The 15,220-nt window shown below is 72.4% G+C and carries 13 protein-coding genes; 6 read left to right on the top strand and 7 right to left on the bottom strand.

The window, feature by feature from the left end:
- The 5 genes from E1264_RS28570 to E1264_RS28590 all read right to left on the bottom strand — a co-directional run.
- Positions 1-1,031: serine/threonine-protein kinase (locus E1264_RS28570; protein WP_165964425.1), on the bottom strand; the 1,031-nt coding region annotated here is incomplete at its 3' end.
- A 41-nt stretch (positions 1,032-1,072) separates the two neighbouring features.
- Entirely contained in the window at positions 1,073-1,948 is an 876-nt protein-coding gene (locus E1264_RS28575; RefSeq protein WP_132178546.1) for a serine/threonine-protein kinase, read from the bottom strand.
- Positions 1,949-2,024: 76 nt separating this feature from the next.
- Positions 2,025-2,975 (bottom strand): acyl-ACP desaturase, encoded by a 951-nt coding sequence (locus E1264_RS28580; RefSeq protein WP_132178547.1) that lies wholly within the window; start codon positions 2,973-2,975, stop codon positions 2,025-2,027.
- Positions 2,976-3,187: 212 nt separating this feature from the next.
- Positions 3,188-3,955 carry an SDR family oxidoreductase gene (locus E1264_RS28585; protein WP_132178548.1) on the bottom strand — a complete coding sequence of 256 codons (768 nt, stop codon included), beginning with the start codon at positions 3,953-3,955 and terminating at the stop codon, positions 3,188-3,190.
- A 130-nt stretch (positions 3,956-4,085) separates the two neighbouring features.
- Positions 4,086-4,868: an enoyl-CoA hydratase-related protein gene (locus E1264_RS28590; protein ID WP_132178549.1), complete on the bottom strand. Its 783-nt coding sequence runs from the start codon at positions 4,866-4,868 to the stop codon at positions 4,086-4,088.
- A gap of 136 nt (positions 4,869-5,004) precedes the next feature.
- On the opposite strand from E1264_RS28590, the gene E1264_RS28595 reads away from it, so the two are divergent.
- From E1264_RS28595 to E1264_RS28610, 4 genes are read left to right on the top strand one after another with little or no spacing between them, the layout of a single operon-like run.
- Positions 5,005-7,980, top strand: a complete 2,976-nt coding sequence (locus tag E1264_RS28595) for a DEAD/DEAH box helicase (RefSeq protein ID WP_132178557.1) — start codon at positions 5,005-5,007, stop codon at positions 7,978-7,980.
- Positions 7,980-8,774 (top strand): SWIM zinc finger family protein, encoded by a 795-nt coding sequence (locus tag E1264_RS28600; RefSeq protein WP_132178550.1) that lies wholly within the window; start codon positions 7,980-7,982, stop codon positions 8,772-8,774. Before E1264_RS28595 ends, E1264_RS28600 begins: the two co-directional genes overlap by 1 nt.
- A gap of 37 nt (positions 8,775-8,811) precedes the next feature.
- A complete protein-coding gene (locus E1264_RS28605) occupies positions 8,812-9,930 on the top strand; it encodes a DUF6183 family protein (protein ID WP_132178551.1) in 1,119 nt (372 codons plus the stop codon).
- A 7-nt stretch (positions 9,931-9,937) separates the two neighbouring features.
- Positions 9,938-11,053 carry a hypothetical protein gene (locus E1264_RS28610; protein ID WP_132178552.1) on the top strand — a complete coding sequence of 372 codons (1,116 nt, stop codon included), beginning with the start codon at positions 9,938-9,940 and terminating at the stop codon, positions 11,051-11,053.
- A 14-nt stretch (positions 11,054-11,067) separates the two neighbouring features.
- Here the strand turns inward: E1264_RS28610 and E1264_RS28615 are convergent, their stop codons facing one another.
- The gene (locus E1264_RS28615) at positions 11,068-12,216 is read right to left on the bottom strand and encodes a sensor histidine kinase (protein WP_243711226.1); all 1,149 of its coding nucleotides are present in this window, start codon (positions 12,214-12,216) and stop codon (positions 11,068-11,070) included.
- Between the two features lie 160 nt (positions 12,217-12,376).
- On the opposite strand from E1264_RS28615, the gene E1264_RS28620 reads away from it, so the two are divergent.
- Together E1264_RS28620 and E1264_RS28625 are read left to right on the top strand one after the other, a co-directional pair.
- Complete coding sequence (locus E1264_RS28620; RefSeq protein WP_132178554.1) at positions 12,377-12,616, top strand: helix-turn-helix transcriptional regulator; 240 nt, start codon at positions 12,377-12,379, stop codon at positions 12,614-12,616.
- A complete protein-coding gene (locus E1264_RS28625) occupies positions 12,613-13,182 on the top strand; it encodes a hypothetical protein (RefSeq protein ID WP_132178555.1) in 570 nt (189 codons plus the stop codon). Before E1264_RS28620 ends, E1264_RS28625 begins: the two co-directional genes overlap by 4 nt.
- 17 nt (positions 13,183-13,199) lie before the next feature.
- On the opposite strand, the gene glgP is transcribed toward E1264_RS28625, so the two are convergent.
- On the bottom strand, positions 13,200-15,220 hold a 2,021-nt coding region (glgP, locus tag E1264_RS28630; RefSeq protein WP_132178556.1), incomplete at its 5' end, for an alpha-glucan family phosphorylase.

Consider the following 15,220-nt stretch of genomic DNA (forward strand, 5'->3'; position numbering starts at 1 on the left):
GGCCCGGGCACCGGGATCGCGGTCGAGCCGGGCGTGGTGGGACGCGGCTGCTCCACCTCGTGCGGCGGCGGCGCCGGCACCGGCATGGAGAACTGGCGGGAGTGGTCGGCCGCGGTCTCGTCCACCGGCCGCGACGTACCGGGCGTCGGCTGCGAGGTGCCGGACCCCTGCGACGCGCTCGGCGACGGGTAGTGGCGGTCGACGCGGGTCTGGTCGGTGATGGTGGCTTCGAGGTGGATGCGCCGGGTGAGCTGCACCAGGTTGACCGCGGTGGGACGTTCGGCGGGATGCCGCGCCATGGCGGAGCGGAGGACGGGCAGCAGCGCGTCCGGCACGCCGTCCAGGTCGGGCGTGCCCTGCATGATCTTGTAGAAGATCGACTCGAAGGTGCCGGAGCCGAACGGCGGGCGGCCGGTCGCGGCGTAGGCGACCGTCCCGGCCCAGGCGTGCACGTCCGACGGCGGGCCCGCGTCCTCACCCTCGATGATCTCCGGCGCCAGGTAGCCGGGCGTGCCGATGACCATCCCGGTCGCGGTCAGCCGGGTCGCGTCCGCGCCCTGCGCGATACCGAAGTCGATCACGACGGGCTCGCTGTCGACGAGCATCACGTTGCCGGGCTTCATGTCCCGGTGGACGATCCCGGCGCCGTGGATCGCCGACAGCGCGGCCCCGAGGCCCACGGCGAGCCGCTGCAGCGCGGGCCCGTAGATCGGCCCGGACTCCTCGACGATCTCTTCGAGCGTCCGCCCAGGCACGTACTGGGTGACGATGTAGGGCCGGTCGGCGGTCACATCGGCGTCGAGGATCTCCGCGACGTGGGGGCTGTGCACCCGGCGCATCGAGTCGACCTCGCGGGCCAGCCGGCGACGCGCCGTGGCGTCCCCCGCGACCGCGGGCCGCAGCACCTTGATGGCCACGTTCCGGCCCTCGGGATCGGCGCCGAGGTAGACGACGCCCATTCCCCCTTCCCCGAGGGTCTGGAGCACGGTGTAGTGGCCGATTCGGTCCCCGGACGTGACTGCTCCCTTCATCGTTTCCGAAACCCTACCCCCGTCGATCGTGCCCCGAGTTCTCATCCGCGGCCGGCCGCGGACACGCCGTGCCGCCTGTTCCTGGCCGGAGGACGTCCCGCCGCCAGGGGCGCGGCCGGCCGGACGGCGCCGTCGCCTTCCGCGAGGGCCCCGGCGAGCCAGCGCGCCGTCGGGCGCTTGGCCGGGTCGCGCTGGAACGCCGCCCGCAGCACCCCGGCCAGCGGCTCCGGCACGCCGTCGAGGTCGGCCTGGCCGCGCAGGATGCGGAAGCAGACGCCGTGCAGCGAGCCGCGTCCGAACGGCGGGCGCCCGGTGGCGGCGCACGCGACCGTCGACGCCCACGAGAACACGTCGGACGCGGCGGTGGCGCGGCCGCCCTCGATGAGCTCCGGCGCCAGGTAGGCGGGCGTCCCCACGACCATGCCGCGCCTGGTGATCTGCTCGGCGCCCGACTCGTGCGCGATGCCGAAGTCGATCAGCGTCGGCCGGTCGCCCATCACGATCACGTTGCCGGGCGCGACGTCCCGGTGCAGGACGCCCGCGTCGTGGACGTCCCCGAGCGCGAGCGCCAGCCGCCGCGCGAACCGGGCGAGCCGGTCGCGGCGCAGCGGCCCGTACGCCGAGACCAGGTCGTTCAGCGGGCAGCCGGGCACGTACTGCATGACCACGTACGGCCGCTCCGCCGTGATCTCCCCGTCCAGCAGCCGCGCGACGTACTCGCTGCGCACGCGCGCCTGCGCGGACATCTCGCGGGCCAGCCGGCTGATCGCCTCCGGCTCCCCCGCCAGCTCCGGGCTCAGCTCCTTCACCGCGACCTCGCGGCCGCGGGGGTCCATGGCGAGGTGGACCACCGCCGTGCTCCCCCGGCCGATCTCGTCCAGCAACCGATAGCCGCCCAGCCGTCGATGCTTCCCCATGCCCCTTTTGACGCCGGGAATCGCCCCGACGTTCCGGACAAATCGGACCAAGCGATCTAGCGGGCGACCGGCAGGGCTACGAGCGGCGGGCGGCCTGGCGGGCTCGGCGCTCCTCGCGGCGGGTCTCGAACTTGGTCGCGGCCGCGTCCAGCCCGTCCAGGAACTCGCCCAGCTCCTCACGGGCCTTCTCGCCCTCGCCGGACAGGTCGGTGCGGTCGAAGATGTTCCACTTGCGCAGCACCGGGACGAGGACGTCGTCGTGGTGGAGCCGCAGGTCGTAGATGCCCGCGTTGGCGATCATGACCGACTTGCGGAGGAACCCGTCGATGCTGTGGCCGGGCATCTGGAACCCCTTGACGACGTCGGTGATCGCCCGCATCGTCTCGTTCGGCGCCGCCTCCAGCGCGGCGTCCATCAGGTTCCGGTAGAAGATCATGTGGAGGTTCTCGTCCGCGGCGACGCGGGCCAGCATCTGCTCGCACAGCGGGTCGCCGGACGCCCGGCCCGTGTTGCGGTGCGAGACGCGGGTGGCGAGCTCCTGGAACGACACGTAGGCGGCGCCGTGCAGGAACGAGTCGCCGTGGTCGGCTTCGTAGCCGGCCTCCATGTGGCGCATGCGGGCGCGTTCCAGCGCGATCGGGTCGACCGCGCGGGTGGCGGTCAGGTAGTCGCGGATGACGATGCCGTGCCGGTTCTCCTCGGCCGTCCACCGGTTGACCCAGGTGCCCCAGGCGCCGTCGCGGCCGAACGCGGTGGAGATGGCGTTGTGGTAGCCGGGCAGGTTGTCCTCGGTGAGGAGGTTGACGATGAGCGACTCGCGCGCCTCGGGGCTCAGCTTCGACTGCTCGATCGACCACGGCTCGCCGTCCAGCGGCCCGTCGAAGTCGCGGCCTTCGCTCCACGGCACGTACTGGTGCGGGAACCATTCCTTGGCCATCGAGAGGTGCCGGTTCAGTTCCCTCTCGGCCACCGGCTCAAGGTCGACCATCAGGTTGAGCTGGAACTTCTCTTCGGGGGTCACGGACATGCGGTTCCTTCGCTGGACGAGGGCGGTCTGCCGGACGGGCGCCGCCGTGCTCGCGGCGCCGAGAGGGCTCCTAGCAGGCCGGACGTGCATAACCTACTAAAGCGTAGGTTCGATCGTCGCCACTGAGCGTGATCCCCGTCAAGTAAGCCCCGCGACAACCAACCGGCGGCGAGTTTTGTAGGTCCGGGCAATACGGGGGCGTGAGGCCGGCGTCACCGCGTGTCGGCGGCCTGCTGCCACATGCGGTTCACGGCGGCCCTGAGCAGCGGCCTCGGGACGAGCCGCAGGGCCGGGAACGCGGCCTTGTACTGCACGCCCGGGATGCACAGCGCGCGGCCGGTCGCCACCGCTTCCAGCCCGGCCCGCGCGACGTCGTCGCGGCGCAGCCACAGCAGGTTGGCCGGGACGCCGTCGTCGGTCCGCGTGAACCCCGGGCACAGCGCCGTCACGTGCACGCCCTTCCCCGCGACCTCGCTGTGCAGGCTCTCGGAGAAGGACGCCACGTACGCCTTCGTCGCGCCATAGGTCGCGCTGCCCGGCGACGGCGCGAACCCCGACATCGACGACACGTTCAGGACACCGCCCCGCCCCCGCTCGACCATCCCCGGCAGGACCGCGTGCGTGAGCCGGACCAGCGCGGTCACGTTCAGCTCGACCTGCGCGAGCTGGGTGTCGAGCGGCGCCTCCGCGAACGCTCCAAAAGCGCCGTGGCCCGCATTGTTCACCAGAAGTTCGACCGGGTCGGCGATCAGCCGTCCCTCGACCTCGGCGCGCTGCAGCGGGTCGGTCAGGTCGGCCGCCAGCACCTCCACCGCGACGCGGTACCGCTCCACCAGCTCGCGGGCCAGGCCGTCCAGCCGATCGGCCCGGCGCGCCACGATCACCAGATCGGTCCCGCGGCCCGCCAGCAGGCGGGCGAAGCTCTCACCGATCCCGCTGGACGCACCCGTCACGAGCGCGGTGCGGTACGCGTGTCGCATGGCGCGAGATGCTATCGGCCGATCTTGACGGCGCCGGGCGGCTCGCCCAAGAAACTGTGGAGATTCACTGAGATGTACGCTCCGAGGCGCCGCCGCGCGTCGAATACGGCCTGAGCGCAGGAGCGCGCGCTCACCGGCCGGTGAACTTCGCCTTGCCGGGGCCTTCCTCCATGAAGCTGCGCATGCCGGCGGCCTGGTCCTCGGTGGCGAACAGGGCGGCGAACTGCGTCCGCTCGATCTCCAGCCCGGTCTCCAGATCGACCTCCAGGCCCGCGTCGATGGCCTGCTTGGCGGCGCGCAGCGCGATCGCGGGCCCGCCGACGAAGGTCGCCGCCCACTCCCGCGCGGCCGTGTAGACCTCCGCGTCCGGGACGACCCGGTCGACCAGCCCGATCGCGAGGGCCTCGTCCGCCGCGACGTGCCGTCCGGAGAAGATCAGCTCCTTGGCCTTGGACGGCCCGATCAGCCGGGACAGCCGCTGCGTCCCGCCCGCGCCGGGGATGATGCCGAGCTGGATCTCCGGCTGCCCCACCTTCGCGCTCTCGCCCGCCACGCGGAAGTCGGCGGTCAGCGCGGTCTCCAGCCCGCCGCCGAGCGCGTACCCGGTGATCGCGGCGATCACCGGCTTGGGGATCCCGGCGAGCGCCCGCGCGAAGTCCTGCAACAGCCGCGAGTGCCCGGCCGACATCTGCGCGTACGACATCGGCGCCATCTCCTTGATGTCCGCACCGGCCGCGAACACCTTCTCGCCGCCGTAGAGGACGACCGCGCCGACGGCGTCGTCCTGCGTGACCTGCCGGGACGCGTCGATCAGCTCCCGCTGCATCTGGGCGTTCAGGGCGTTCATCTTCGGACGGTCCAGCCTGATCGTCGCGATCCCGTCCTCGACCTCGACCCGTACGAACTCGCCCACGGCGACCCTCCTGCGTGATATCGGCGGCAACGTCCCGAGCCTAACGCGGCGGTTCGGGCCCGCAGTGACGGCGATCGGCGCGGGCGACACCGGTCATGGGCAGGGACGTCAGAGGCTGCTGATAGCTTCGGTGACCATGCTCGTCGCCCACGCCACCTGGCATGGCGGTGCGCTTTGCCTGTGGGCCGAACGCACCGGCCCGTACGAGCTTTCCCCGGACGTCCACCCCTTCGCGACGTGTGATTTCGCGGGGACGTCGTACGAGCCGCTCGTCCGCACCCTGTTCCGCGTCGAGCTGACGATGTCGCTGCCCACGGCCGGCGACCATCCGCTGCCGTCCGCCGAACTGGGGCCCGAACCGGTCTCGGACGAGCCCGGACTGCGCCCGTGGCGGGTGCCCGCGCTCGTCCTGGAGCCGTTCCCCGCGATGGCCCTGCTCCAGGCCGCCGAGCACAGCGCCGACGTCGTCCCCGGCACCGACCTGCGCTTCCTCCGCATGATCGCGGACGAGGCCGTCCATCTGGCCGGGCGCGGCCAGGTGCTGCCCGCGCTGCTGCGCGAGGACGGCGACCTCGTGGCCCGCTGGCGCCCGGTGATCGACGACCCGGCGCGGTTCCGGGCGCTGGCCCGCGCGATGCCCGCCGCGTGCCGCGCCGCGGACGGCGGCCGTCCCGCCGCCGAGGTGCTGCGCGAGGCGCTGTCCGGGCTGGTCGACACGGCGGTCCGCGGGGTGGTGCCGCATCCGCTGCTGGTGTCCCGGCGCAAGGAGCCGGACCGGCTGCCGCTCGCCGAGCGCTGGGTGGCGGCGCTGACGGGCCCGTCCCCGGCGGTCGCCCGCGAGCCCCGCGACGACCCCGACGACCTGATCGCCGAGCTGGACGCGTGGGCCGCCGCTGCGCGCCGCCCGTCCGGCCCGCTCCGCACGTGCTTCCGCCTCGCCGAACCGTCCGCGGACGAGGAGGACGGCGCCTGGCGCATCGAGTTCGCGCTCCAGGGCACCGACGACCCGAGCCTCTACGTCCCGGCCGCGCTCGTCTGGGCGGGCGAGGCGACGTCGGTCGCGGGCGCCGAGGAGGCGCTGCTCACCGGCCTCGGCCGCGCGCTGCGCCTGTTCCCCGACCTGGCCCGCGCGCTGGACGGCCCCGAACCCGCCGAGCTCGCGCTCGACACCGCGGGCGCGTTCCGCTTCCTCCGCCAGGCGGCCCCGATGCTCGCCGCCGCGGGCTTCGGCGTCCTGCTCCCGCAGTGGGCGGGCAAGGCGAAGCTCGGCATGAGGCTGACGACACGCGCCGACGACCCCGAGGCGTCGTCCGGTTCGGCGGTGGCCTCGGGCTTCGACATGAAGGCCATGGTCGACTTCCGCTGGGACCTCGCCATCGGCGACGACAGCATCGACGAGGCCGAACTGGAGGAGCTCGCCCGCCTGAAGACGCCGCTGGTCCGCCTCCGCGGCCAGTGGGTCGAGCTGGACGAGCGGCAATTGGAGGCCGCGCTCGACTTCCTCCGCCACCCCCGCCGCGGCCGGATGACCGCCGCCGAGGCGATCCGCGCGGTGATCCACGCCGGCGACTCCACCCTCCCCCTCACCGGCGTCGACACCGACGGCGCCCTGGGCGACCTCCTCTCCGGCGAGGCCGACCGCCGCCTGACCCCCATGCGAACCCCGGACGAGCTCGACGCCGAACTGCGCCCCTACCAGGAGCGCGGGCTCGCCTGGCTGACGTTCATGGACGATTTGGGGCTGGGTGCCCTGCTTGCCGACGATATGGGGCTAGGCAAGACCATTTCCGTTCTGTCGCTTCTGGTGCACGAGCGGGAGCACGGCGCCCGCCCCGACCCGACGCTGGCGATCCTGCCGATGTCGCTGGTGGGGAACTGGCAGCGGGAGGCGGCGCGGTTCACGCCGAAGCTGCGCGTCTACGTCCACCACGGGACGGGGCGGCAGCGCGGCGCGGATCTGGTCGAGGCCGTGGCGGGCGCCGATCTGGTGCTGACCACGTACGGGACGGCGACGCGGGACGCCGAGACGCTCGCGCGGATCGAGTGGGGGCGGGTCGTCTGCGACGAGGCGCAGGCGCTCAAGAACAGCGGGACGCGCCAGGCCAGGGCGGTGCGGAGCATCCCGGCGCGGAACCGGATCGCGCTCACCGGGACGCCGGTGGAGAACCACCTCACCGAGCTGTGGTCGATCATGGAGTTCGCGAATCCCGGGCTGCTCGGGCCGCGCGCCGAGTTCCGGCGGCGGTTCGCGATCCCGATCGAGCGGGACGGCGACGAGCAGGCGGCGCTGGCGCTGAAGCGGGCGACGCAGCCGTTCGTCCTGCGCCGCCTCAAGACCGACAAGTCGATCATCTCGGATCTGCCGGAGAAGCAGGAGATCAAGGTCTACTGCAACCTGACCACCGAGCAGGCGTCGCTCTACCAGGCCACCGTGGACGACATGCTCGCCCAGATCGCCGAGGCGGAGGACTCGCAGCGGCGCGGCCTCGTCCTGGCGACGATGGCGAAGCTGAAGCAGGTCTGCAACCATCCGGCGCAGCTGCTCAAGGACGGGTCGCGCCTCCCCGGCCGGTCCGGGAAGCTGGAGCGGCTGGAGGAGATCTGCGCCGAGGTGCTGGAGCAGGGCGAGAAGGCCCTCGTCTTCACCCAATACGCGGAGTTCGGGTCGATGCTGCAACCCTACCTGGCGGGGCGGCTTGAGCGGCCGGTGCTGTGGCTGCACGGCGGGACGTCCAAGCAGGCGCGGGACGAGCTCGTCGAGCGCTTCCAGGACGACGCCGAACCGTCGATCTTCCTGCTGTCGCTGAAGGCCGCCGGGACGGGCCTGACCCTCACGGCCGCCAACCACGTCGTGCACGTCGACCGCTGGTGGAACCCCGCCGTCGAGGACCAGGCCACCGACCGGGCGTTCCGCATCGGGCAGACCCGCAACGTCCAGGTCCGCAAGTTCATCTGCGTCGGGACGATGGAGGAGCGCGTCGACGAGATGATCGAACGCAAGAAGGCCCTCGCCGACTCCATCGTCGGCACCGGCGAGGAGTGGCTCACCGAGCTCTCGGTGGCCGAGCTGCGGGACGTCCTGCGGCTGTCGCCCGAGGCGGTGAGCGACTGATGAGCGAAGGCTTCGAGGGTTTCGAGGGCATCAAGGCGCGGACGAAGCGCGGGTCGATCGGCTCGCGGTGGTGGTCGCGCCGCTTCATCGACCTGGTCGAGTCGTTCGCCGACACGGGCCGCCTCCAGCGCGGCCGGACGTATGCGCGCAAGGGCAACGTGTTCGACCTGAAGGTCGCCCCCTACGAGGTGACGGCGAAGGTGCAGGGCTCGGCGCCCGAACCGTACGAGGTGGCGCTGAGCATCGAGGCGATCGACGCGGACGGGTGGCGGGCCGTCGAGGCGGAGCTGGCGTCCCGGGCGGTGTTCCGGGCGCGGCTGCTCGCCGGGGAGATGCCGCCGGAGATCGAGTGGGTGTTCGCCGAGCTGGGCCTGGCGCTGTTCCCCGGCGCGGCCGAAGACCTGCACCTGATGTGCGACTGCCCCGACTGGGGCGACCCGTGCAAGCACGCGGCGGCCGTCCTGTACCTGCTGGCGGAGGCGTTCGACGCCGACCCGTTCCTCATCCTCCAGTGGAACGGCCGGGGCAGGCGGCAGCTGCTCGCGGCGCTGCGGCGCGGCGCGGAGACCGAGCCCGACCCGTTCGAGATGGAGGACGAGCCACTCACGGCGGCCGGTTTCTGGACGCCGCCGTCCGGGCTGGGCCGCCTCCCCGACCGTCCGGCCATGCCGCCCGTGCCGCCGGGTTTCGTCCTCCAGGTGGCCACTCCCCCGCCGATCAGGATCCGGCGGCGTCCGCTCACCGACGTGCTCGCGCCCGTCTACGAGGCCCTCGCCGCCGACCCGGATATTTGAGCGGCGCCGCCGGGGCCGCCTGCCTAGGCTCGGCCCTGTGGACGACCAGATACGGAAGATCGTGGCCGAACTGCCGCGCCTGACGGACGTGACCGGGGTCTGGAAGCTCGCCGACGACCGTCTCGCTCAGGGCGACGCCGACTTCGTCGGCGACCTGGGCGTCGCACTCGCCGAGAGGCACGACGACGAGGGGATATGGCAGTACCGGAGCGTCCTCGACCATCTGCTGCGGCTGCTCGCCACCACCGAGGGCGCCGGGAACGCGGCCCAGGCGGTCCGGCTGGCCTCCTCGGCCGGGATCGGCGGCCCGAACCTGGACCGCTACCTGGCGTCGATGCTGGCGTCCGCCCGGCGGCCGCAGGACGTGGCGGCGGTGTTCACCGGGGCGGACGCGTCGGACGAGCTCCGCGCCTGCCTGGTCCAGGAGCTCGTCCTCCGGGGCGTCGCCGTCGCCGAGACACCCGAGATCGCGGACTGGACGGCATCGCCGCAGTGGCGCCGCCACCCTCTGGCCCGGCTTCCTTTGAAGCTGTCGGACGTAGAAGAGCATCCGGACCTGCCGCAGTACGGGCGCGGCGGCGTGAGCCATGGGATCCCGTACGGGCCGTCCACCGACCGCGTCATGGCGGCGTCCGGCAACGCCCGCGTTCCGGAGGCGGCGGAGACGACCACGGAGGCCGCTGCCGCGCTCATCGCCAAGGCCGTGGCGAACTGGGCCGAGGAGTCCAACGGCCGCATCGAGGCCGGGGTCTTCGCCCTCGCCGAGCCCCTGGACGCCGAGTCGGTCCCGGACGCGCTCCTGACGGTCGGGCTGGAATGCATCAACGGGGCGGGCGGCGAACTCTCGATCACCTCCTGCCCGCCGTCCCAGGCCTGGCGCCTGCTGTTCGCCGCCGCATCGACCGGAGGGGCGTACAACTCCGGCTCGTTCGGCGCCTACGGACGCCTGGCGGCCTGGCAATCCCTGGCGGGCCTTTCCGGAACTCCGGACGACGCCGCCATCGACGAGGTCGAAGCGCGCGTCACGGGCTGTGCCTGGTACGCCTTCGAGGCCGCGACGGATTGGTTCGATCGAGTGGCCTGGGACATCGGCCTGGCCGCGCTCACCCCCGACCGGCGCCGCCTCGCCATCCTGGCGGCAACCGACACCGATTGAGGTCACCGTGACTTACGACATTGAAATCTACGGCGCGCACCATATCGATCTGGAAAGGCTTGGCACCGCGTTATCGGACGCCGGCGGCCGCTTCGACCGATCATCGGGCGTGGCCTATCGCATCGTGCGCGGTAGAGAGCGGCGGGTTTTCGTCATCGACGGCCCGCTCGGCGTCGAACGCGAGGATCTGCCCGATGAAGTCGCCGGGGCCGCCGTCGGTGTTCGGCTGATGTACGAGTTCACCGTGGAGGACACCGCGCGCCCCTCCCTCGCCTTCGCCACGAAAGCGGCGCGCGCTCTCGCGGCGGCGACGGACGGGCTCGTCCACGATCGCCAGAACGATGCCCGCCCGATCTGGTCGCCGGCCCCGCTCCGCCGGTTCAAGCCCCCGGCCGCCGAGCACGTCGACCTGCTCGACCTCGACTGGTACGTCCGGCGCGAAGACCTCCCGCATGATCTGCCCGAACGCCTGCTCGAAGCGCTGAGGACCTGGTTCCCGGAAGCGATGCCCCGCAGGTTCGGGGACTACGAGCCGCTGCAGCACAAGCTGTCCGATGAGGGCGAGGAGGGCTTCATCAGCGCCTGGAGAACGGAATCCGGTGGCCTTTTCTGGAAGACCTCCCGCCCTTTCTTCTCGGGAGCGGCGAGAAGCGTCGGAGACGATTTCACCCCCTACCTCATCGGCGAGAAGGAGCAGCGGGAGGGATTGCCGCACCCCGTCGCGAACATCTCCCTGACCATGGACCTGCGCGTCCTGTCCGACGAACGGTGGCGCACGGATCTGGTGAGGTCGTTCGCCCGCATCGCGGAGGTGACCGGCGCGTTCTACGCCCATGCGGTGGTGTCGCGCGGCTGGGGATACAGCGGCGGCTCGCTGTGGACCGCCGCTCGGACGCAAACGCACAGGTCGGTGACGCAGCGGGATCGCTGGGCAGGGCTTCCTCCCTATCCGGTCTGGCTCGCCTGGTTCAAAGGCTTCTACTCGCCCGGCATCGAGCAATGCCTGGGCACCGGATACGAGCGCTTCGACGATGGCGGACTGATGTGGCGGAACGGCGACCACCCCGACGACGCGAACGACGTCCCCTGGTCAACGGCCACCCCCCTACCCGAGGGCCTCTGACCACCGCGCGGAGGTCAGGCCGGAAGGCGGGCGCGGACGGTGAAGCCGCCGCCGGGCCGGGCACCGGCCTCGAAGTCGCCGCCCAGCGCCTCGGCGCGGTCGCGCATCCCGCGGATCCCGCTGCCGTCCCCGGAAGGACCGGCCGCCGGGGCTCCCTCGTCGTGCACCTGGACGGTCACGTCCTCGTCCCCGTAGCGGATGCGGACGACGGCCGCCGACGCGCTGGAATGCCGCGTCACGTTGGTGAGGGCCTCCTGGACGATCCGGTACGCCGCCAGATCGGCCTCGGCGGGCAGTGACCGCGGCTCGCCCTCGACCTCGGTCCGGACGGCGAGCCCCGCGGCGGCGAGGCCGTCGGTCAGCTCGTCCAGCCGGGCGAGGCCGGGGGCCGGGCTGACCGGCGCGGCCTCGTCGACCCGGCGCAGGACGCCGAGGGTGGCGCGCATCTCGCGGAGGGTGTCCTTGCTGGCCTGCTTGATCGCGGTGAGGGCGTCCTCGGCGCGTTCGGGCTCGCGGCGCAGGCCGTGCAGCGCGGCCGTGGCCTGCACGTTGATGAGCGAGATGTTGTGCCCGAGGACGTCGTGCAGCTCGCGGGCGATGCGCAGCCGTTCCTCGATGGCGCGGCGGCGGGCCTCCGCCTCGCGCCCGCGCTCGGCGGCCCGCGCGCGCTCTTCGGCCTCCCGCAGGTAGGCGCGGCGGTTCCGGACGACGCCGCCGACCGCGATGACGGCGACGAACCATCCGGCGAGCAGGAACCCGGCCGCGTCCGCGAGGTGGTTGGTGTGGCCGCGGTAGTCGCCGTACATGGTCGCGGCCATCGAGAGCGCCACGAGGACGCTGGCGACGACGAGATGCCCGGCCGCGGCCACGGAGTACAGCGCGATCACGAACGTGATCACGACGGGACCGTCCGGCTCGGTCACCGGGTAGTAGACGGCGCAGCAGGCGAACGTGACGATCGCGACCGCGACGGGATGGCTCCGCCGGAAGTACAGCGCGCCGCAGGTGACCACGAGCAGGGTCCAGCCCAGCCAGGGCATGGGGCCGCGGCCGTCCGTCTCGATCACCGTCAGGACGGCCACGACCGTCACGACGAGGCAGCCCCCGGCCAGGAGCAGGTCGGCGATTCGGCCGCGCGGCGGCCACCACTCCGGAGCGCGCACGAAATCCATCCTGCCAGTCCACCGGCGGTTGCGTCACTGCGATGGAATGTAGTACTTCTACTATCAGCAATCGCAGGGATCCAACGAACGATCAAAGTCTCCATACGGAGGTGCTCATGGACGAGCAGCAGGGACGACGGGCCGCCCAAGGCGGGCCGTGATGCCCGGCGACAAGGAGCACGTCTACAACCGGATCACCATGCTGCGGGCCGAACGCGGCGTCTCGCGCCGCGACCTGGCCACCGCGCTGGGCGTCCACTACCAGACGGTCGGCTACCTGGAGCGGGGCGAGTACAGCCCCAGCCTGCACCTGGCGCTGCGCATCGCGGACTACTTCGAGGTGCCCGTCGAGGTCGTCTTCTCCCTGAAACCGTTCCCGAGAATCGGAGGCACGCCATGACGAACAAGACGGCGCAGTGGATGGAGCGCTCCCGCCGCAAGCGCGCGGACCGCCTGACCGCCCTTGAGGACAAGCTGGAACACCGCATGCCCGCCCGCTACGCCCGCCGCCGCCCCCGCCGGGTGCTGGCCGGTGCGGGCGCGGTGACGCTGGGCCTGCTCTGGGTGGACGCCGCCGTGTCGTGGGTCGTCGCCCCCAGCGACACCGCGGTGATCGTCAACCTGGTGGTCCTGGGCGTCCTGCTGGCGATCGGCCTGCCGCTCGCGACGCAGCTGGTCGCGCTGACCCGGGGCCTGACCGCCAAACGCGAACGCGAGCTGGACGAGCGCCAGCTCACCGCCCGGCTCCGCGCGTTCGCGACCGCCCACCGCGCGTCCACCGTCGTGATCGCCGCCGTCCTCCTGACGACGATGCTCGCCGACCGGGACGGCCGCGACTCCCAGATCCCCGGCGCCGCGCTGTTCCTGATCCTCTTCGCCCTCCTGGTGACCCACATCTTCCTGCCGCTGATCGTCGCCGCCTGGCAGCTGACCGACCCACCCGCCGAGGACGACGAACAGGCTTAGCGGAGCGCCCGCCCCCGCTAGCGCAGGTCGCCGTTGGTCATGCCTTGGGGGGCCGGTGGCATGGCCACCAGTCCCATCTCCGCACGGCTCGACAGCATCGGGTGGGAAGGGACGACGCGGACGTTGTAGCCGAACGCCCCGCTGCGTCCGAGTGGGACTTCGCCCGTGTAGCGGACGCGTCCCTTCTCGGCCGGTTCACCGTCGCGCAGTTGCAGGTAGGACGGGTCGACCAGCATGTCGGATTCGTCTACCCCGCCGTAGACGACCTCGACCGCCACGTCGTCGGGGGCCAGGCCGCCGAGGTCGACGACGACGCGGACGGAGAGGTGCGCTCCGACCTGCGGGCTTTCCGAGCCGTTCGATTCGACGTGCTCGACCGCCACGGCCGGCCAAGCCTTGCGGACGCGCCACTTCCACGCGGCCAGCGCGCGGGCGCCCGCGAACTCGTCGGCGGCCATGGCGCGGGCGGACGCGGCGGCCGGGGCGTACAGGTCCTCGACGTAGTCGCGCAGCATCCGGGACGCGAGGACCTTCGGGCCGAGCGTGGCGATGGTGTGCTTGACCATCTCCAGCCAGCGGCGCGGCAGCCCGTCCGCGTCCCGGTCGTAGAACGTGACGGCCACGTGGTCCTCGATCAGCTCGTAGAGCGCGGCGGCCTCCAGCTCGTCCCGGCGGCCGGGGCCGGAGAGGCCGTCGGCGGACGGGATCGCCCAGCCGTTCCGGCCGTCGTACCACTCGTCCCACCAGCCGTCGAGGATGGAGAGGTTCAGCGCCCCGTTCAGCGCCGCCTTCATCCCGGACGTGCCGCACGCCTCCAGCGGGCGCAGCGGATTGTTCATCCACACGTCGCAGCCCTGCACCATGAGCTGCCCGAGCGCCATGTCGTAGTCGGGCAGGAACACGATGCGGTGCCGGACGTCCTGCGACTCGGTGAACCGCACGATGTCCTGGATGAGCCGCTTGCCGCCCTCGTCGGCGGGGTGCGCCTTCCCCGCGATGACGATCTGCACCGGGCGGTCGGGGTTCAGCAGGATGCCGCGGAGGCGGTCCGGGTCGCTGGTCATGAGCGTGAGCCGCTTGTAGGACGGGACCCGCCGCGCGAAACCGATCGTCAGGACGTCCGGGTCGAGCGCGTCGTCGATCCAGGAGATCTCCGCCTCGCTCGCGCCGCGCCCCCGCCACGACTCGCGGAGCCGGCGCCGCGCCTCCAGGACGAGCCGCCGCCGCAGCGCCCCGCGGATCCGCCACAGCTCGGTGCCGGGACGGGCACGGATCTCCTCCCAGCCCCGCCCCGACTCGACGATCGACGGGAGCTCCCGGGCGGCGAGCTCCAGGATCTCGCGCGCCACCCACGTCCCGGCGTGGACGCCGTTGGTGATCGAGCCGACCGGGACCTCGGCGACGTCGAAGCCGCCCCACAGGCCGCCGAACATCTCCCGGCTGACGCGTCCGTGCAGCTCGCTGACGCCGTTGACGCGCTGCGCCAGCCGCATCCCCATCACGGCCATGTTGAACACGGTGCGGTCACCGCCGGGATAGTCCTCGGCGCCGAGCGCGAGGATCCGCTCGACGGGAACCTCCTCCTCCGCGTTCGCGCCGCCGAAGTACCGGCCGATCAGGTCGCGGGGGAACCGGTCGATGCCCGCCGGGACGGGGGTGTGCGTGGTGAACACCGTGCCCGCGCGGACGGCCTCTAGCGCCTCGTCGAACGTCAGGCCGTCCTCGGCCGCCAGCTCCCTGATGCGCTCCAGCCCGAGAAACCCGGCGTGGCCCTCGTTGGTGTGGAACACCTCCGGCGCCGGATGCCCGGTGATGCGGCAGTACGCCCGGATCGCCCGGACACCGCCGATGCCGAGCAGCATCTCCTGCAGCAGCCGGTGGTCGCCGCCGCCTCCGTAGAGCCGGTCGGTGACGTCCCGCGCGGGCTGGTCGTTCTCCTCGACGTCGGAGTCGAGGAGCAGCTGCGGAACGCGTCCGACCTGCGCGATCCAGACCTGCGCGTGCAGGCCCAAACGCTGTGTCCCACCCCCATGGCCAC

Origin of the sequence: Actinomadura sp. KC216 (assembly GCF_004348535.1) — a bacterium.
Taxonomy (GTDB): Bacteria; Actinomycetota; Actinomycetes; order Streptosporangiales; family Streptosporangiaceae; genus Spirillospora.